Below are 17,521 nucleotides of genomic sequence, written 5' to 3' on the forward strand. Positions count from 1 at the left end.
CGCAGGAACGGCGGTGTGAATGAACCAAAGCTGCCTGTGCTCTGGCCGTAATTCTGTCGATATATTGTGGATAACTAGGGGCCGGATAGCAGATTGTGGGCAGTTTCGTTGACTCGCCGCCGATCTGCCGTCCAACTTGAAAGCAACGGAATCAGTCAGGTGACCACGTGAAGTTCAACAAACTGCGGCTCAACGGGTTCAAAAGCTTTGTCGACCCGACAGAGCTGGTGATTGCCGAAGGTCTGACCGGTGTGGTCGGGCCGAACGGGTGCGGGAAGTCGAACCTCCTCGAGGCGCTCCGCTGGGTGATGGGCGAAAACCGTCCCAAGGCGATGCGCGGCGGCGGCATGGAAGACGTGATCTTCGCCGGAACCACCAAGCGGCCCGCTCGCAATTTTGCCGAGGTCGCGCTGGTCATCGACAACGCCGAGCGCCTCGCGCCTGCTGCGTTCAACGATCAGGACAACCTCGAAATCGTGCGCCGCATTACGCGGGACATCGGCTCGGCCTACAAGGTCGGCACCAAAGAAGTACGTGCTCGCGATGTGCAGATGCTGTTCGCCGACGCGTCGACCGGTGCGCACTCGCCCGCGCTTGTGCGACAGGGCCAGATCTCCGAACTGATCAACGCAAAGCCCAAAGCCCGCCGCCGCATTCTCGAGGAAGCTGCGGGTATTTCGGGTCTGTACCAGCGTCGTCACGAAGCAGAATTGAAGCTGAAAGCGGCGGAGCAGAACCTCGAACGTGTCGATGACGTGGTAGAACAGCTGGCGAACCAACTCCAGCAGCTTGCCCGTCAGGCCCGTCAGGCCGCCCGCTACCGCGAGATCGGCGAGAACCTCCGCAAGTCGGAAGGGATGCTGCTCTATCGCCGTTGGAAAGAGGCCGAGGACGCCCGCCTTGCCGCTGTCGCTGTCTTGCGTGAACAGACCGTTGCCGCATCGCAGGCCGAAAGTGCCGCCCGTGCCGCGACCGCCGCCCGCGTGAAATACGAAGACGGCATGCCCAAGGTTCGTGAAGAAGAGGCGATCGCCGGCGCCGTGCTGCAACGACTTCAGGTCCAGCGCGACTCGCTCAAAGAACAGGAACAGCGCGCGCTGGAACGGATCCAGACGCTGAAAAACCGCATCGACCAGCTTACCCGCGATATGGAGCGCGAGGCTGGACTGAACACGGATGCTGTCGAAACCATTGACCGTCTGGAATGGGAACAGCGTGAGATTGCCAAGGCCAACGAGGGCCAGCCCGAGCGGTTCGAGATCGCTCAGGAAGCCGCCCGTGATGCCGCGTCCGTCATGCAGGAGCGAGAGGCGGAACTGTCCGAGCGGACCGAGGACGTCGCCCGACTTGCCGCCCGTCACCAATCAACACAGCGTCTGATCGAAGACTGCCGCAAGACGCTGGCCAAAGCTGACGCCGATGCGGAGCGTGCTAAGGCTGCTCTCGTCGATGCGGAGGCCGCGCTGGCCAAGGCCGAGACCGATTTCGAAGCGGCGACCGAAGCCGAGGAAATCGCACAGGCCACCGCCGAACGTGCCGAAGAAACCCTCGCCGAAGCCGAGGTAGCGCGTGCCGACATCCAGCAGCGCGAAGCGGATGCGCGGGCGCTCCGGTCTTCGGCCGAGGGCGAAGCCAATGCGCTGCGCGCCGAGGTTGCCGGTCTCGCCAAACTCGTCGAACGTGAAAGCGGCGGTGACGGGCAGGTGCTTGATCTGCTCACCGTGCGTTCTGGCTATGAAAAGGCGCTGGGCGCGTCGCTGGCGGATGACCTGCGCGCGCCCGCAATCGACGGCAGCAAGGCGTCGGGCTGGGCCGAACTGAGCGCATATGCGAACCCGCAATCGCTTCCCGCTGGACTGCAGCCGCTGGCCGATATGGTTGACGTGCCCGCAGTTCTGGCGCGCCGCATCGCGCAAGTCGGGCTGGTGGCCCAAGCGGATGGCGCGCGGCTACAGGAGCAACTGCTGCCCGGTCAGCGCCTCGTCAGTGTCGAAGGCGACCTCTGGCGGTGGGATGGTTTCCGCGCCGGTGCTGAGGATGCGCCATCGGCTGCCGCACTCCGTCTCCAGCAGATCAACCGCCTGAGCAGCCTGCGCGAAAACCTTGAAGCCGCCGAGGAACGCGCCGACGATGCCCGCGAGTCCCACGAAGCGCTGGTCACGCGCCTGAGCGATCTGACGCAAGCCGACCAGATGGCCCGTATGGCCCGCCGCAACGCCGACCAACAGGTCGCCGATGCAGGCCGTGCACTGTCGCGTGCCGAGGCCGACCGTAACCTTGCCGAGGGCAAGCGCGAGACCTCGCAATTGGCACTCCAACGCCATCTAGAAGAGGCCAACGCCGCTCAGCGTGCGATGGTCGAGGCCGAGCGGCAGTCCGGCGATTTGGCCGATCTTGACGACGCACGTTCCGGTATCGAAGACCTCAAGATGATGGTCGAAGCCGCGCGAATGACCATGATGACCCGCCGCGCTGCCGCCGAAGAAGTACGCCGCGAGGGCGATGCGCGGACAAAGCGCCTGCAAGAGATCACCAAGGAAATTAGCGGTTGGCGGCACCGCCTCGATACGGCGTCGAAGCGGACGCAGGAGCTTGAGGATCGTAAGGTCGAGAGCGAAGAAGAGCTCTATGAAGCGGCAGCGCAACCCGAGGAAATCGCGGAAAAGCGCGAAGAGCTGATGGAAGCCATAGCAGAGGCCGAAGAGCGCCGCAGCGAGGCATCCGACAAGTTGGCCGAGGCCGAAAACGGTCTGCGTGATGCGCAGTTTGCCGAGCGCGATTCCGAACGTCTGGCGTCCGAAGCCCGCGAGGCCCGCGCCCGCGCTGACGCCCGGAATGAGGCAGCCCGCGAGACCGTCCATGCCGCTGCCGAACGTATCCGCGAGGATCTGGAAACCACGCCGGAGAAGCTGTTCGAAACGCTGGACATGACGCTTGAGGAAATCCCGAATTCCCACGAATTAGAGTCTCAAGTGAACGCTTATAAGCGCCAGCGTGATGCTCTCGGCGCGGTGAACCTGCGGGCCGAAGAGGACGCGGTCGAGGTGCAGACCGAGCACGATACGCTGGTCGGTGAAAAGGCAGACCTCGAAGAGGCGATCAAGGCTCTACGTCATGGGATTTTCGGGCTGAACAAGGAAGGCCGCGAGCGCCTTTTGACCGCATTCGAGCAGGTGAACGAGAACTTCTCGAACCTGTTCCGCCACCTGTTCGGCGGCGGTGAGGCGAAGCTGGTTCTGGTGGAATCCGACGATCCGCTCGAAGCCGGTCTGGAGATCATGTGCCAACCGCCGGGCAAGAAACTGTCGACGCTCTCGCTGCTGTCGGGCGGTGAGCAGACCCTGACCGCGCTGGCGCTGATCTTTGGGGTATTCCTCGCTAACCCCGCGCCGATCTGTGTGCTGGACGAGGTCGACGCGCCGCTCGACGATGCGAACGTGACCCGCTTCTGCGATATGCTGGACGAGATGACGCGCCGCACGCAGACGCGCTTTCTGACCATCACGCACCACGCGGTGACGATGGCTCGCATGGACCGCCTGTTCGGGGTGACGATGGCCGAGCAGGGCGTCAGTCAGCTGGTTTCGGTTGACCTCAAGCGCGCCGAGGCGATGGTCGCGTAAAGGCGCATGGCAGAGACCTTGGCGGGCAGGTCGAGGTCGATGTCCTTCAGCAAACCGCGATCCATACAGATCGACACCTTGTCCACGTCCATCGCGGCGGCGGTCTGGTAGAAGTGATCGAGTTCTTCTGCGCTCGCCTCCGACAGGATTTCCAAGAGCTCGGGCACACCCAAATAGGCGCCGGTCTTGGCACGGGCGGGGAGCCGCGATTTCCAGTCGTCAGGATCGTGCGCGTGGAAATGCAGCAGCGGCAACTCGTCGGCAAAGGGGTATCCCTTCACCCGTTCGCCGTCGATCAGGGCGGTGTGGATGCGAACCTCCAGCCCCTCTATGCCTTTGCGGTAGAACGATTTCCCGACCGAATGGCTGAGGCTCCCGCGTTTCATAATCGGCGCGTAGTCCTCGAACACGGCATAGAACAGCTCGCGCTGCTCTTTCCAGAGGATAGGCGCGCGGAACAGATGCGCGTCAAAAACACCGCCGTTTTTCGGGGAGTGGATGGCCTCCCACGGGCGCATCCTGACAACGGGTGATGCTTCATCGGCACGGGCAAGGACAGCTGCGACAGGCTCGCTCGGATATATAAATTCGTCGCCGTCCATGTGGGCGAGCCAGTCGACTTCGTCGCGGTCATAGATGCTCTGGGCGTTACGTGTCTGGCGGCCCTCAATCTTGATCGGCCGCCCGCCACGTGCCTCCCAATGATCAGCATCGCAGCGGATAACCGTCAGGCCCTTGATCCCCTCGACCACATCAGCGGCGGGGTCGTCGGGATCATCGAAGTGCAACCAGATCTGCGCAGGTTTGAGGGCGAGGTGGTGGGCAACCCATGCCTCTACCTCTGCCACCGGCGCTTTGATCGTAGTCGCAATTCCCCAGTTCATTACAGGCTGTTCAACAGTTCCCGAGTGGGCCAAGCATCGGCTGGCATTCCGAGGCGCTCTTGTTCGGTCTGCACGGCCTCGCGGGTCATCTCGCCAACGATACCGTCAACGCCGCCAACATCGTGGCCGCGGGCCTGAAGTTTGCGCTGGAGCGACATGACCTCCTCGCCCGACAATGCCGGCGTCGGGTTGCCTGCGTTGTAAGCCGGTGCGCCCATGATTCGCGTGCCGAAGTAGGCTGCGGTGGTCACGTAAACCATCGACTTGTTCCACTCGAAATAGACGTGGAAATTCGGATATGCGAGGAAAGCAGGCCCGTTGCGGCCCATCGGCAGCAAGATCGACGCAGGCAGGTTCGCGATCTGGCCCGTGCGTGGCTGAACGCCAAGGCTGGCCCATTCGGCGCCGCTCATTTCGTGGTTCAGACCCGTGAGCGACCAGTCGAGGTTCGACGGCAGGGTAACTTCTTGCAGCCACGGCTCGTTAGGACGCCAGCCGAGGGACGACAGCATCGACGCGCCAGACATCAGCGCATCCTCGGGCGAGCCTTTCAGATCGACGTGACCGTCGCCATCGCCATCACGACCGTTGGCGATGATGTCTTCGGGCAGCATCTGCACCTGACCGATTTCACCCGCCCAAGCGCCGGTGGTGTTGGTCGGGCTGAAGTCGCCGCGGCGATAGAGTTCAAGCGCAGCGAAAACCTGCGGACGGAACAGTTCGGGGCGGCGGCAATCGTGCGCCAGAGTGACCAGAGCGTTCAACGTGTTGAAGTTGCCTTGCACCTGACCGAAGTCGGTCTCGAACGCCCAGAACGCCAGCAGTACACCTTTGGAGATGCCATATTCACGCTCGATACGGTCAAACGTCGAAGCGAAGCGCTGCCCATAAGTGGCGGCGTTGTTTACGCGGTTCTGCGAAATGAGGTTGCGTGAGAACTCGATAAAGTCCTTCTGGAACACGCCCTGCGCGCGGTCGGCGCGGAGCACGGCGTCGCTCTGGCTCACATTTGCGAAGAAGTTGTTAACGGTGTTGGCGTCGAAACCGCGAGACATTGCCTCGGATTTCATATCGTTGACGAAGTTCGAAAAGGTGCCGCCGCATTGCTGGGCCGAAACGGAGCCCGCCAGACAGATCGCGGCGAGGGTGAGGGGAATACGCATGTGTCCTCCTAATGACTTGGACAGAGCGTAGCGCGCAGGCCGAAGGGCGCAACCTCAGAAAACGGAAATCAGCAGAGCCGCGCCGAGCGCGATACCCCAAGCGATCCAGAGGTGTCGCACCGCACCGTCGATATCCTTCGGCCCTGCGAGTTTGCTGCCTTTTGCGTTGACCCAAGGGTACTGGCGCATCTCGCCGTGGTAGGCGCGAGGGCCGGAAAGGGCGAGGCCGAGGACGCGGGACAGCGCCGCTTCGGGCCAGCCTGCGTTGGGGCTGCGGTGGAGTTTGGCGTCGTCATAGATATCGCGGAACGACCATAGGTCGGGGCGTAGAGCGACGAACAGCAGCGCGGTGAGGCGCGCGGGGATCAGGTTGAGCAGGTCGTCGAAACGCGCCGCCGCCCAGCCGAATTGTTCGTGCTTCGGCGTGCGGTATCCGATCATGCTGTCTGCCGTATTTGTGATCTTGTAGACCAGCAATCCGGGCAAGCCGCCGACGATGAACCAGAATAGCGGGGCGATGATGCCGTCGCTGAAATTTTCTGCCGCGCTTTCGATCGCGGCGCGGGCCACAGCGGGTTCATCCATGTCCGAGGTATCACGTCCCACGATCATGGCCACGGATTTGCGGCCCTCGGAAACAGAATAACGGAGGGCGCGGGCCACGTCCTGCACATGCTCGACCAGCGACTTCTGCGCGAGGAGCATAGCGCCGACAATGATCTCGGCCCAGATCCAAGGGAGCGCCTGTAGGACGACGCCAAGGAGCGCGAAAATAGCGACCAGCACAGCGAAGGAGGCGATGCCTTTGTCTTTCCGGTGGGAGCCGTTGTTGAACGTGTCGTCGATGAAGCCGACGCAGCGCCCCATGAGCACCGCGGGATGCGGAAAGCGGTTCCAGAGCCATTTCGGCTCGCCCAGCCAAGCGTCGAGCAGCATCGCGAGGACGACGCTCACAGCGCGGCCTCCAGTTGGCGCCAGCCGTCGGGCGCGGGCAGGCCGAGGCGAACCCACGTCTTGGAATAGGGGAAGATGCGGGACCAGACATGGCCGCTGGCCAGTTTGTCCTGCCATGCGGCGGCATCGTCGACGTCGTAGAGGCGGAACAGCGTGGTGCCGCCGACGACCTTTGCGCCTTTGCCCGTCATCAGCGCGTCCAGACGGTCGGCATCCTGCGCCAGTCGTGCGCGGGTGTCATTGGCCCATTTGTGGTCGGTCAGAGCGCGGGCGCCAATCTCCAACGCTGGGCCGTTGACGGACCACGGCTCTTGGAGGGTCTTCATCTGGGCGATCAGCTCGGGGCGGGCAATCATGAAACCGAGCCGCAGACCAGCGAGGCCCCAGAACTTGCCGAAACTTTTCAGCACGACTACGCCATCGTTGCTGGCGAGCTGGACGTGGGACTGCTCTGGGCACACGTCGCAGAAGCTTTCGTCGATCACGGTCAGCGCGTGGCCTTCCGTAACCGCAGTCGGCCAGAGCTTTCCGTCGGGGTTATTCGGGTGAACGTAGACGTGCGTGCCCGAAGCCTCCGACCCGTCGCCGAGTTTGTCCGCGCCTTCAAAGGCAGCTTTGTATTCGTTGTAAGTCGGCGCGGGGATGTATGCGCCGCGACCCGTAATATCGGGCAGGCGGGAGATCAGCGCGGAGGCACCGTTCGCGGGCAAGATCGCGCAATCTTCGGGCACATTCCAGAACGACCGTGCGGCGGCTATGAGGCGCTCCATGGCTCCGGTGTCGGGCAGGGTATTCCAGGCAAGGGCGGAGATTTCGCCGACAGGATACGGCACCGGATTGATGCCAGTGGACAGGTCCAGCCAGCCGTCGCGCGTACCGCCCCAATGGGCAACAGCCGCATCGACACCGCCGCCGTGATCGCGAGCCATCAATCGGTCTCCGGCAGGGGGAGGTGGCGGGACACGAAGTGCCCTTTGACGCCGAGCGGCCACTGGCGGAACGGCACCTGACCGCTTTCGCTTTCGCTGTGCATCTTGGCGTATTCGACGATGGCTTCGGCAGCCTCCGCAGTCGGCTCGAATTTACCGAGCGAGTAGCCGATCTTGTCCTTGCCCTGAACGATGATGTTGCAGGACCGCTCGCAGCCCATGGTGCAGGACACGCGGCGCGCCTTCAGGCCGGTTCCGTCTGCTGCGGCTTCGATCTTATCGGCCAGCATGGCGCCATCCGTGACCTCGATGCCTTTTTCGGCCCAGTCATCGGTTTTGCAACCTTCGCAAATGGTGATCCAGCTCGTCATGTCGTCTTTCCTTGTCTGCGCGCCCCGTATCAACCCGATCCGGAGCGGCAAAACAAGAGTAGGCAGACGATAGCCCTAGCGATGCCGTCCAAGCGACGGCAGATCGGTCATCCGCGACCGTGTGGTTCGTTCCAGTCCAGATCGGGGCCCACCGGAATGATCCGGTGCGGGTTAATCATGTCGTGGCTGTAGTGGTAGTGGTGCGTGATGTGATCGAAGTGAGTGGTCTCCGCCACGCCCGGCACTTGGTAAAGCTCGCGGGTATAAGCCCAGATGTTCGGGTATTCGATCAGCTTGCGGCGGTTGCATTTGAAGTGGCCGTGGTAGACCAGATCGAAACGCGCAAGCGTCGTCCACAGGCGCCAATCGGCTTCGGTCATCTTGTCGCCGGTGAGATAGCGGTTTTCGGCAAGGATGCCTTCGATCCAGTCGAGGCTGTCGAACAGCGGACCTACGGCTTCGTCGTAGGCGTCCTGCGAGGTCGCGAAGCCCGACTTGTAAACGCCGTTGTTCACGGTGTTGTAGACGCGCTCGTTGATCTCTTCGATGCGATCGTGCAGCTCTGCCGGCCAGTAGTCATCATCGTTACCGGTGATGTCGTTGAAGGCCGAGTTGAACATGCGGATAATCTCGGAGCTTTCGTTCGACACAATCGTGCCGGTCTTCTTGTCCCAGAGCACAGGAACCGTCACGCGGCCCGACACGTCAGGCACGGCTTTGGTGTAGATGTCACGCATGAAGGGCAGGCCGAACTGGGTGTCGCCGGTCGCGCCGTCAAAATCGCTTTCGAACGTCCAGCCGTCGGACAGCATGTGCGGATGCACGACCGAGATGTCGATATGATCCTCAAGGCCTTTGATCGCGCGGAAGACCAGTGTGCGATGCGCCCAAGGACATGCATAGGACACATAGAGGTGGTAGCGTCCGCTCTCGGCTTTGTAGCCAGCCTCTCCGGTCGGACCAGCAGAGCCGTCTGCGGTGACCCAGTTCCGGAAGGCGGCCGTAGATCGTACAAATTTACCGCCGTGCGACTCGGTGTCGTACCACTTGTCGTGCCATTCGCCGTCTTTCAGAAAACCCATTTTCCGCTCCTTTGGTGTTGCGGGATTAGTTAGCGGCTTCGGCAAGCGACGCAACAACGCAGCTCGCGCATGTCACATGCGCTGTCGCACAGGTCGCAAATGAACCCGCCTGCGGCGTTTCATTGTTTGCTAAGGTGCTCCGGCCCCTGTAGACCACGCCAGACGAAGCCAACTCGGCCGGAAAGGTGGTGGCGCGGACGTCGACCCGAACGGGGACGAAAGCCCACGTCGTCGCACCACCGCCAAGGCGGGCTTCTGGTCATGGACGGAACGGAGGCCCGATATGAAAACCGGTGTAATGATTTGCGGACACGGCTCGCGGAGCCAGTCAGCCGTAGATGAATTCAAAGTATTGGCTGAAAAGCTGCCCGCGTATCTGCCTTCCGACTGGATGATCGACTACGGCTACCTCGAATTCGCAAATCCCGTGATCCGCGATGGTCTGGACAAACTGCGCGAAGCTGGCTGCGAGCGTATCCTTGCTGTGCCGGGGATGCTGTTTGCCGCGATGCACTCCAAGAACGACATCCCTACGGTTCTGAACACCTATGCCGCCAAGCACGGCATCGACGTGAAGTACGGCCGCGAACTGGGCGTAGACCCCAAGATGATCGCCGCCGCCGCTGAACGCGTGCAGGAAGCCGTCGCCAGCGCGAACGCCGAACATGGCGAGGTTCCGCTGCACGAAACCTGCCTCGTCGTGATCGGTCGCGGCGCGTCGGATCCCGACGCCAACGCGAACGTCGCCAAGATCGCGCGTCTCCTTTGGGAAGGCATCGGGTTCGGCTGGTGCGAGATTGGTTATTCGGGCGTGACCTTCCCGCTGGTCGAGCCGACGCTGCAACACGTGGCAAAGCTCGGCTACAAGCGCGTCGTGGTGTTCCCGTACTTCCTCTTCACCGGCATCCTGATCGACCGCATCTACGGTTTCACCGATCAGGTCGCAGCCGAACATGGCGACATCCAGTTCATCAAAGCCGGTTACCTGAACGACCACCCGAAGGTGCTCGAAACCTTCGCAGAACGCGTGAAGGAACAGGCCGGCGACACCCCCGTTCCAAACTGCGGCATCTGCCCGTTCCGCGAACAGGTGCTGGCGCTTGAAGGCGGCGAGCACATCCACATCAAGCCCGAAGAGCGCCTCGCCGCGCTCAAGGCGTCCGGCCACCCCGCTGCGGGCGATGTGCCTCCGCCGACCTGTGTGCTGTGTAAGTACCGCACGCAGGTGATCGGCTTCGAAAACGAAGTCGGCGCGGTTCAGGAAAGCCACCACCACCACGTCGAAGGTCAGGGCGCATCGGCTCCTGGCTCGAACGTGGCGGATTGCACCCTCTGCGACACGTTCTGCACCGGCCTCTGCCGCCTGCAAGCTGCGCACGGACATCACCACCATCACCATGGCGACCATGATCACCACCATCACGATCATGACCACGGTCACCATCATCACCACCATGATCACGATCACGACCACGGCCACGGGCACGACCACCACCATGCGGAATACCCGCACGCGGATCACCCGCTCGGCCCGAAGAGCGCGTTGAAAACCCGCAAAGCCTGATCTTTCACTCTGGCCCAAATACCTCCGCCGGAGGCTCGGGCTTCTACAGGAAGCCCGAAACGGACACCGACATGCGACCATACGAAAAAGACCCCAAAGCGATCTATGCCGAGAGCTTTGCCACTGTCCGCAAAGAGGCGCGGCTGGACCGCTTCCCGTCCAGCCTCCAGCCGCTGGTCACCCGCCTGATCCACTCTTGCGGCATGGTGGAGATTGGGGATCGTCTTGCCTACTCGCCGGACGCTTACAATGTCGGTCACGCGGCTCTACAGTCGGGCAAGCCCGTGCTTTGTGATTGTGAAATGGTTGGCGCCGGTATCATCCGCCGCTACCTGCCGGCGCAGAACGACGTCATCGTCACGCTGAATGACGAACGCACGCCCGCGCTGGCGCAGGAAATCGGAAATACCCGCAGCGCGGCTGCCGTCCGCCTCTGGGAGCCGCATATCGAGGGCGCAGTGGTTGCTGTCGGCAACGCGCCCACTGCGCTGTTCCACCTGCTCGAACTGATCGACGAAGGCTTCCCGAAGCCTGCCGTGATCCTCGGCTTCCCAGTTGGTTTTGTCGGTGCTGCGGAGTCCAAGGCCGAACTCGCCGCCAACTCGCGCGGCATTGATTTTGTCGCGCTACGCGGCCGTAAGGGCGGCTCTGCCATGGCGTCGGCGGCTGTGAATGCGCTGGCAGCGGGCCTGCCGGAGCTCGATAAATGACCGCTTGGCTTCATATCGTCGGGCTCGGCGAGGACGGGCTGGACGGGCTGGTGCCCGCGACTCGCACCGTGCTCGAAACCGCCGAAGTCATCATCGGCGGTGAGCGTCACCACCAGCTTGCGCCGAACATCGCGGCCGAGCGGCTCAGCTGGCCGCATCCGTTTGACGCGCTGATCGACGTTCTGCGTGACCTCAAAGGCAAGCGGGTCGTGGTCCTAGCGACGGGTGACCCGCTCTGGTACTCGGTCGGTGCGCGGATCGGTCGGTCGATCCCGAACGAAGAGATCGTTTTCCACCCGCAGCTTTCGGCTTTCCAGCTCGCCTCCGCCCGCATGGGGTGGAGCCTCGCGGACGTGGAGACCCTCACGGTCCATGGACGTCCGGTCGAGCAGATGATCCCCTACATCCGTCCGAATGGGCGGCTGCTTCTCCTGACGACCGGCAGCGAAACGCCGGGTCAGATCGCCGGTTTCCTGACCGAGCGCGGTTATGGCGCCTCTAGGATTTCAGTACTCGGCGCGATGGGCGGCGAAAACGAAGTCCGCTTTGATGGCGTTGCGAACGATTGGAGCCATGAGGTTCCCGCGTTCAACACAATGGCCGTCGAGTGCATTGCAGGCGATGACGCGCTGGTGCTGCCGCAGATGGGCCTGCCGGACGATGCGTTCGTCTCTGACGGCACGATGACGAAGCAGGAGGTCCGCGCGATCACCCTGTCGAAGCTTATGCCGATGCGCGGTGCACTGCTTTGGGACGTGGGCTGTGGTAGTGGCTCGGTCGCGATCGAATGGATGCGCGGCGCGCGTGATGCGCTGGCCATCGGCATTGAACCTAAAGAACAGCGCCGCGCCTATGCTGCGCAGAATGCAGCGACGCTGGGTGCGCCCCGCCTCAAACTCATCGACGGCCGTTCGCCCGAGGCGCTGGGCGATCTGCCCGCGCCGGATGCTGTGTTCGTCGGTGGCGGCGTCAGCGAAGAGGTCTTTGACATTGCATGGGCCGCGCTGAAGCCCCTCGGCCGCTTTGTCGCCAACGCCGTGACGCTCGAAGGCGAAGCGGTGCTGCGCGACCTCTATGCCAAGCACGGCGGCGATCTGGCCCGCATTTCGGTCGAGCGCGCCTCGCCCGTTGGCGGTCTGACCGGATGGCGCCCCGCGATGGCAGTCACTCAATGGAGCCTGATCAAACGATGAGCGGAATTCTGTACGGCGTGGGCCTTGGACCGGGCGCGGCGGACCTGCTGACCCTGCGAGCAGCCCGCCTGATCGAAAACGCCAAGGTCATTGCCTATCCGGCGCTGGTCGGCGGGTCGAGCTTTGCCCGCTCGATCGCCGAAGACCTGATCCCCGCAGGCGTGCAGGAAATCGTCATGGAAGTGCCCATGACCACCGAACGCAAGCCCGCGCAGGACGCCTACGACAAGGGCGCGGCAGAGATTGCGGCGGCGCTGGACGCGGGCGAGAATGTCGTCTGCCTGTGCGAAGGCGATCCGTTCTTCTACGGCTCATTCATGTACCTCTACGCCCGCCTGTCGCCGAAATTCGACGTGCAGATCGTACCGGGCGTGACTTCGATCACCGCTTGCGCTGCTGCTGCCGGACGTCCGCTGGTTGCCCGTAACGAGCGCCTGACCGTCCTCCCCGGACCGCTACCCGAGGCAGAGCTGCGCGCCCGCATCGAAGGTGCCGAAAGCGTTGCCATCATGAAGGTCGGACGCCATCTGGCGAAAATCCGCGGGGTGATCGCGGACCTCGGCTTTGAAGCGCAGGCCACTTACATCGAACGCGCGAGTCTCGACGCTCAGGTCGTTCTACCCCTATCCGAGGCGCCGGAATCCGCGCCTTACTTTTCTATGATTTTGCTGACGAAGGGAGCCGACCCATGGCTGTGAAACCGGTTGTGATGGCGCTTTCGCGCTCGGGCGAGAAAGTGGCGCACCGCGTCGCTGCCGCCCTCGATTGCGCAGTCCATGGCCGCGAAGGTCGTGTCGATCAGGCTGACGCCTATTTCGCGAATGCCCTCGACCACGCGCGCGATCTGTTCGCTGCAGGCGTGCCGATTGTCGGCGTTTGCGCGTCGGGCATCTTGATCCGCGCCGTGGCCCCGCTGCTGTCGGACAAGCGTTCCGAGCCGCCAGTTCTGTCGGTGAGCGATGATGGCGCTGTCGTCATTCCGCTGCTCGGTGGTCATCGCGGTGCGAACCGCCTCGCGGGAGAGATCGCGAAGGCGCTTGATGCGACCGCTGCGATCACGACCGCTGGCGATGTTGCGCTGAGTGTTGCGCTTGACGTGCCGCCGGTGGGCTACCGCCTCGCGAACCTCGACGATGCCAAATCTGCAATGGCTGCGATGCTGGCGGGTGAGGGCGTAACCGTTACCGGCGAAAACATCTTTGGCATCGAAGCCAACGGCGGCGCTGTTGAGTTGGTGGTCACCGATGCCCCTGCCGAAGATGGGCCGAAGCGTCTGGTCTACCATCCGCAGCAATACGTTCTCGGCGTTGGCTGCGCGCGCAATGCGGATACTGAAGAGCTTTGGGAGCTGGTTCAGAAGAGCCTTGCTGATGCGGGTATCGCCCACGGTGCAATTGCCTGCGTTGCGACGATTGATCTGAAGGCCGACGAGCCCGCAATGAACACCGTCGCCAAACGCCTTGGCGTGCCGCTGCGCCTGTTCACCGCTGCCGAACTGGAAGAGCAAGCCGTCGCGAACCCGTCGGACGTTGTCTTCGCCGAGGTTGGTTGCCACGGCGTGTCCGAAGGTGCGGCTCTGGCGGCCTCGGGTGGCGCTCTGGTTGTCGAGAAGACCAAAACCGCAAACACCACTTGCGCTGTCGCCAAGGCCGACGCGCCGATCACCGAGATGAAGGGCCGCGCGCGCGGTCGCCTGTCGATCGTCGGTATTGGGCCGGGGCAGGCAACTTGGCGCACGCCGGAGGTGTCGCGCCTCGTGGCAGATGCTGACGAGCTGGTCGGCTACGGCCTTTATATCGATCTGCTGGGCCCGCTGGGCCACGGCAAGCAGCGCAGCGATTTCCCGCTGGGCGGCGAGGAAGACCGTTGCCGCTATGCGCTGGAACGCGCGGGCGAAGGCTACAACGTCGCGCTGGTTTGTTCGGGCGATGCCGGTATCTACGCGATGGGCGCGCTGACCTTCGAACTGCTCGACCGTTCGCCGGATCAACTGGGCGTCACGGATGCGGCCCGCCGCGTCGAAGTCGTCTGCTCGCCGGGTGTATCGGCGCTGCAAGGTGCGGCTGCGCGCGCGGGTGCGCCGCTCGGTCACGACTTCTGCACCATTTCGCTGTCTGACCTGCTGACCAAGCGCGAAGACATCGTGCGCCGTCTGCATAAGGCTGCCGAGGGCGACTTTGTCATAGCGTTCTACAATCCGGTCTCAAAGACCCGCCGCACCTTGCTGGCCGAAGCCCGCGATATTCTTCTTCAGCACCGTCCGACAGATACGCCGGTTATGCTGGCGTCGAACCTCGGTCGTCCGCAGGAGCACGTCCGCTACCGTCGTCTGGACGAACTGGAAGTGGATGAGGTGGATATGCTCACCGTGGTTCTGGTCGGTTCATCGAATTCGCGTCTGGCGCAACTGGGCGAAGGGCCGCGGATGTATACGCCGCGTGGTTATGCGCGGAAGATCGATGGCGATCTGAGTGGTGATCGGGCAGGGGGCGCTGCCCCCGCGGCTACGCCGCTCCCCCGGGATATTTAAGGCACAAAGGCAGGATAGCGCTATGACCGTATTTTTTATCGGAGCAGGACCGGGCGATCCGGAACTCATGACCGTCAAAGCTGCCCGTATCATCGGGGAATGTCCGGTGTGCCTCTACGCCGGTTCGCTGGTGCCGGAGCAGGTTGTCGCCTGTGCGCCTGCTGATGCGAAGGTGATGGACACCGCGCCGATGACGCTGGACGAGACCCATGCGGAGATCGTTGCGGCCCATGAGCTTGGTCAGAACGTCGCCCGTGTGCATTCGGGCGATCCGTCACTTTATGGTGCTATCGCAGAGCAGATCCGCCGCTTGAAGGTCGATGGCATCGACTACGAAATCATTCCGGGTGTTCCGGCCTATGCTGCGGCTGCGGCTGCGTTGGGTCAGGAACTGACCATCCCCGAGGTCGCCCAGTCCATTGTTCTGACCCGCATGTCGATGAAGTCGACCGCGATGCCGAATGGCGAGACGCTGGAAAACTTCGGACGCACTGGCGCGACGCTGGCGATCCACCTTGGTATCCGTGCGCTGCGCGAGATCGAGCGTCAGCTGGCGCCGTTCTATGGTGCGGATTGTCCGGTGGCTGTTGTCTACCGTGTCGGCTGGCCGGATCAGATGATTATCCGCGGCACTTTGTCGGACATCCAGCCGAAAATCCGTGAGGCCAAGATTACACGCACAGCGCTTATTCTGGTTGGTCCGGCGCTTGGCGGGGATCACGGTTTCCCTGATTCCGCGCTTTATGACGCTGCCCGTCCGCACGTGCTTCGGCCGAAGAAGAAAGCGCCTGTTACCTGACTGACATAACGGAGAAATTTACTCCTTTTGGAGGCTTGATTTAGAGCGTGACTCCATCATCCTAAGACTCGTTAAGAGGAGGGTGTCATGAATGATTTTCTGCCTGAAGCAGTCCTGAAGGGCCTTGAGGAAGCGCGCCGTGCTGCTGAGCGTCGCTCGTCGCGGTTGTGCGTTCATGTCGGGGACAGCGTGTTCCGCATCCGCCGTCTTTGGGATGGCGGTTTCAGTATGGACGCAGGCGATGCGCCGAAGCTGCGCGGTCATGTCCAGATATATGACGGCCCGCGCCACCTCTACCAAGCGCTTGTGGTCACGTCATACGAAGAACGCGACGAGCGTGTGTTCGAATTCAAGTGGCACACGCCCGTGGCCGATGGCCCTGCGGTTGATTTCGAAAGGGAGCGTGAAGCTCCAGCCGGTCTTCTGAGCCAGATGTGATCAAAGGGCGGCTTTGGCCGCCCTTTTTAATAGAACGATTCGCTTATTGCAGATCGGCGAAGGCTTTTTGCAGGCGCTCGACCGCTTCAATCACACGCGCGCGCGGGGTGGCGATGTTGAAGCGCAGGAAATCCTCACCGCCCGTACCGAAGGTTTCGCCGTGGTTCACGCAGATGCGGGCGTCCTGTTCGACGCGCTTGCGATACTCGGGCTTGCTCATGCCCGTCCCCGAAAAATCGACCCACGCGAGGTAGGTGGATTCCAGCGGCATCGATTTGAGACCAGGGATCGCGTTCACGCCGTTGTCGAAAATCTTGCGGTTGCCGTCGAGGTAGTCGCGCAGGGCGTCGACCCAAGCAGCACCTTCGGGCGAGTAGGCGGCGGTCGCCATCAATACACCGAAGGAATTGGGCGATATACCGAGCGCGGCTATGCGGGCGGCGAACTTGGCGCGCAGCTTTTCATCGTGGATGATGACGTTGCCGGAGTGGGTGCCCGCGATGTTGAACGTTTTTGTCGTCGCGGTGAGCATCACGAGGCGATCGGCGATCCCGTCGATATGCGGCATCGCGATATGCTTGGCGCCGGGCATGGTCAGGTCGTGGTGAATCTCGTCGGATACGAGCACCAGATCGTGACGCTTGGCGAACGCAGCGACTTCCTCCAGCTCCTCGCGCGTCCAGACACGACCACCGGGGTTATGCGGCGAGCAGAGGATGACCATCTTCTCGTTGCCGGTCATCTGCGCGTCATAGGCGGCGAAGTCCATCTCGTAGCGGCCATCGTTATTGACCAGCGGACATTCGACGACTTGACGGCCAGCGGCTTTGATGACTCGGGCGAAGGCGTGGTAGACAGGAGTAAACAGCACAACGCTGTCATCGGGCGCGGTATAGGCATCGACGCAAAGGCCGACCGCGTTGACGAGGCCGTGGGTTGTAAAGATCGCCTTGGCATCGACGTCCCAGCCGTGGCGTTCCTTCATCCACCACTGGATCGCCGCCAGATAGTCGCGGTCATCGCCGAAATAGCCAAAGACACCGTGATCGGCCATGTCTGCCGCGACCTTCTGCACGCAATCGGGCGCGGCGAAATCCATGTCCGCGACCCACATCGCGATGCCGTCTTTCGCAGGCACGCCGTAGATGGCTTCCATCATGTCCCACTTCACGCTGTGCGTGCCGAAACGGTCAATCTCGCGGTCGAAATCCATAAGTGTCTCCAATCGAATAATGAGGGGAAAGTCGCCACCTTGCGCCATATACGCAATAGCAAATGCAG

Annotated in this window: 16 protein-coding genes; 8 read left to right on the forward strand and 8 right to left on the reverse strand. The window is 62.5% G+C overall.

The features are described from left to right. Window positions 1-167 precede the first annotated feature (167 nt). Complete coding sequence (smc, locus tag HCZ30_RS04480) at window positions 168-3,623, forward strand: chromosome segregation protein SMC (protein WP_167636738.1); 3,456 nt, start codon at window positions 168-170, stop codon at window positions 3,621-3,623. On the opposite strand, the gene HCZ30_RS04485 is transcribed toward smc, so the two are convergent. From HCZ30_RS04485 to HCZ30_RS16860, 7 genes are all read right to left on the reverse strand, one after another. Continuing rightward, window positions 3,575-4,507, reverse strand: a complete 933-nt coding sequence (locus tag HCZ30_RS04485; RefSeq protein ID WP_167636741.1) for a glycosyltransferase family 2 protein — start codon at window positions 4,505-4,507, stop codon at window positions 3,575-3,577. The genes smc and HCZ30_RS04485 overlap by 49 nt on opposite strands. Continuing rightward, the gene (locus HCZ30_RS04490) at window positions 4,507-5,670 is read right to left on the reverse strand and encodes a lytic murein transglycosylase (protein ID WP_167636743.1); all 1,164 of its coding nucleotides are present in this window, start codon (window positions 5,668-5,670) and stop codon (window positions 4,507-4,509) included. The genes HCZ30_RS04485 and HCZ30_RS04490 overlap by 1 nt, the downstream gene beginning before the upstream one ends. A gap of 54 nt (window positions 5,671-5,724) precedes the next feature. Continuing rightward, window positions 5,725-6,624: an adenosylcobinamide-phosphate synthase CbiB gene (cbiB, locus tag HCZ30_RS04495; RefSeq protein ID WP_348640349.1), complete on the reverse strand. Its 900-nt coding sequence runs from the start codon at window positions 6,622-6,624 to the stop codon at window positions 5,725-5,727. Beyond that, window positions 6,621-7,553, reverse strand: a complete 933-nt coding sequence (locus HCZ30_RS04500) for a threonine-phosphate decarboxylase (protein ID WP_167636745.1) — start codon at window positions 7,551-7,553, stop codon at window positions 6,621-6,623. Before HCZ30_RS04500 ends, cbiB begins: the two co-directional genes overlap by 4 nt. Next, the gene (locus HCZ30_RS04505) at window positions 7,553-7,924 is read right to left on the reverse strand and encodes a DUF1636 family protein (protein WP_167636747.1); all 372 of its coding nucleotides are present in this window, start codon (window positions 7,922-7,924) and stop codon (window positions 7,553-7,555) included. The genes HCZ30_RS04500 and HCZ30_RS04505 overlap by 1 nt, the downstream gene beginning before the upstream one ends. Before the next feature lie 107 nt (window positions 7,925-8,031). After that, window positions 8,032-9,006 (reverse strand): glutathione S-transferase family protein, encoded by a 975-nt coding sequence (locus HCZ30_RS04510; protein ID WP_167636749.1) that lies wholly within the window; start codon window positions 9,004-9,006, stop codon window positions 8,032-8,034. 29 nt (window positions 9,007-9,035) lie between these two features. Then, a complete protein-coding gene (locus HCZ30_RS16860; RefSeq protein ID WP_432442754.1) occupies window positions 9,036-9,107 on the reverse strand; it encodes a hypothetical protein in 72 nt (23 codons plus the stop codon). A 182-nt stretch (window positions 9,108-9,289) separates the two neighbouring features. Here HCZ30_RS16860 and HCZ30_RS04515 point away from each other — a divergent pair, with 182 nt between their 5' ends. The 7 genes from HCZ30_RS04515 to HCZ30_RS04545 all read left to right on the forward strand — a co-directional run bounded on the left by HCZ30_RS04515 (window position 9,290) and on the right by HCZ30_RS04545 (window position 16,240). Beyond that, window positions 9,290-10,570, forward strand: a complete 1,281-nt coding sequence (locus tag HCZ30_RS04515) for a sirohydrochlorin chelatase (RefSeq protein WP_167636751.1) — start codon at window positions 9,290-9,292, stop codon at window positions 10,568-10,570. A gap of 71 nt (window positions 10,571-10,641) precedes the next feature. Next, on the forward strand, window positions 10,642-11,280 hold the full coding sequence (locus tag HCZ30_RS04520; RefSeq protein ID WP_167636753.1) for a precorrin-8X methylmutase: 639 nt from the start codon (window positions 10,642-10,644) through the stop codon (window positions 11,278-11,280). Then, the gene (gene cbiE, locus HCZ30_RS04525) at window positions 11,277-12,473 is read left to right on the forward strand and encodes a precorrin-6y C5,15-methyltransferase (decarboxylating) subunit CbiE (protein WP_167636755.1); all 1,197 of its coding nucleotides are present in this window, start codon (window positions 11,277-11,279) and stop codon (window positions 12,471-12,473) included. Before HCZ30_RS04520 ends, cbiE begins: the two co-directional genes overlap by 4 nt. Further along, window positions 12,470-13,171, forward strand: a complete 702-nt coding sequence (gene cobI / locus HCZ30_RS04530; protein ID WP_167636757.1) for a precorrin-2 C(20)-methyltransferase — start codon at window positions 12,470-12,472, stop codon at window positions 13,169-13,171. The genes cbiE and cobI overlap by 4 nt, the downstream gene beginning before the upstream one ends. Next, window positions 13,162-15,003 (forward strand): precorrin-3B C(17)-methyltransferase, encoded by a 1,842-nt coding sequence (gene cobJ / locus HCZ30_RS04535; protein WP_167636760.1) that lies wholly within the window; start codon window positions 13,162-13,164, stop codon window positions 15,001-15,003. Before cobI ends, cobJ begins: the two co-directional genes overlap by 10 nt. Before the next feature lie 22 nt (window positions 15,004-15,025). Next, the gene (cobM, locus tag HCZ30_RS04540; RefSeq protein WP_167636762.1) at window positions 15,026-15,802 is read left to right on the forward strand and encodes a precorrin-4 C(11)-methyltransferase; all 777 of its coding nucleotides are present in this window, start codon (window positions 15,026-15,028) and stop codon (window positions 15,800-15,802) included. Window positions 15,803-15,889: 87 nt separating this feature from the next. Next, window positions 15,890-16,240 carry a hypothetical protein gene (locus HCZ30_RS04545; RefSeq protein ID WP_167636764.1) on the forward strand — a complete coding sequence of 117 codons (351 nt, stop codon included), beginning with the start codon at window positions 15,890-15,892 and terminating at the stop codon, window positions 16,238-16,240. Between the two features lie 43 nt (window positions 16,241-16,283). Here HCZ30_RS04545 and HCZ30_RS04550 read toward each other — a convergent pair whose 3' ends face one another. Then, window positions 16,284-17,453 carry a MalY/PatB family protein gene (locus tag HCZ30_RS04550; protein WP_167636766.1) on the reverse strand — a complete coding sequence of 390 codons (1,170 nt, stop codon included), beginning with the start codon at window positions 17,451-17,453 and terminating at the stop codon, window positions 16,284-16,286. Window positions 17,454-17,521 lie beyond the last annotated feature (68 nt).

The sequence above is a fragment of the Marivivens donghaensis genome, from assembly GCF_011806565.1.
GTDB lineage: Bacteria > Pseudomonadota > Alphaproteobacteria > Rhodobacterales > Rhodobacteraceae > Marivivens > Marivivens donghaensis_A.

Coding starts and splice junctions, on each gene's coding strand:
- HCZ30_RS04485 (WP_167636741.1), bottom strand. CDS start 4,507: ATGAACTGGGGAATTGCGACTACGATCAAAGCGCCGGTGGCAGAGGTA.
- HCZ30_RS04490 (WP_167636743.1), bottom strand. CDS start 5,670: ATGCGTATTCCCCTCACCCTCGCCGCGATCTGTCTGGCGGGCTCCGTT.
- HCZ30_RS04500 (WP_167636745.1), bottom strand. CDS start 7,553: ATGGCTCGCGATCACGGCGGCGGTGTCGATGCGGCTGTTGCCCATTGG.
- HCZ30_RS04505 (WP_167636747.1), bottom strand. CDS start 7,924: ATGACGAGCTGGATCACCATTTGCGAAGGTTGCAAAACCGATGACTGG.
- HCZ30_RS04510 (WP_167636749.1), bottom strand. CDS start 9,006: ATGGGTTTTCTGAAAGACGGCGAATGGCACGACAAGTGGTACGACACC.
- HCZ30_RS04515 (WP_167636751.1), top strand. CDS start 9,290: ATGAAAACCGGTGTAATGATTTGCGGACACGGCTCGCGGAGCCAGTCA.
- HCZ30_RS04520 (WP_167636753.1), top strand. CDS start 10,642: ATGCGACCATACGAAAAAGACCCCAAAGCGATCTATGCCGAGAGCTTT.
- cbiE (WP_167636755.1), top strand. CDS start 11,277: ATGACCGCTTGGCTTCATATCGTCGGGCTCGGCGAGGACGGGCTGGAC.
- cobI (WP_167636757.1), top strand. CDS start 12,470: ATGAGCGGAATTCTGTACGGCGTGGGCCTTGGACCGGGCGCGGCGGAC.
- cobJ (WP_167636760.1), top strand. CDS start 13,162: ATGGCTGTGAAACCGGTTGTGATGGCGCTTTCGCGCTCGGGCGAGAAA.
- cobM (WP_167636762.1), top strand. CDS start 15,026: ATGACCGTATTTTTTATCGGAGCAGGACCGGGCGATCCGGAACTCATG.
- HCZ30_RS04545 (WP_167636764.1), top strand. CDS start 15,890: ATGAATGATTTTCTGCCTGAAGCAGTCCTGAAGGGCCTTGAGGAAGCG.
- HCZ30_RS04550 (WP_167636766.1), bottom strand. CDS start 17,453: ATGGATTTCGACCGCGAGATTGACCGTTTCGGCACGCACAGCGTGAAG.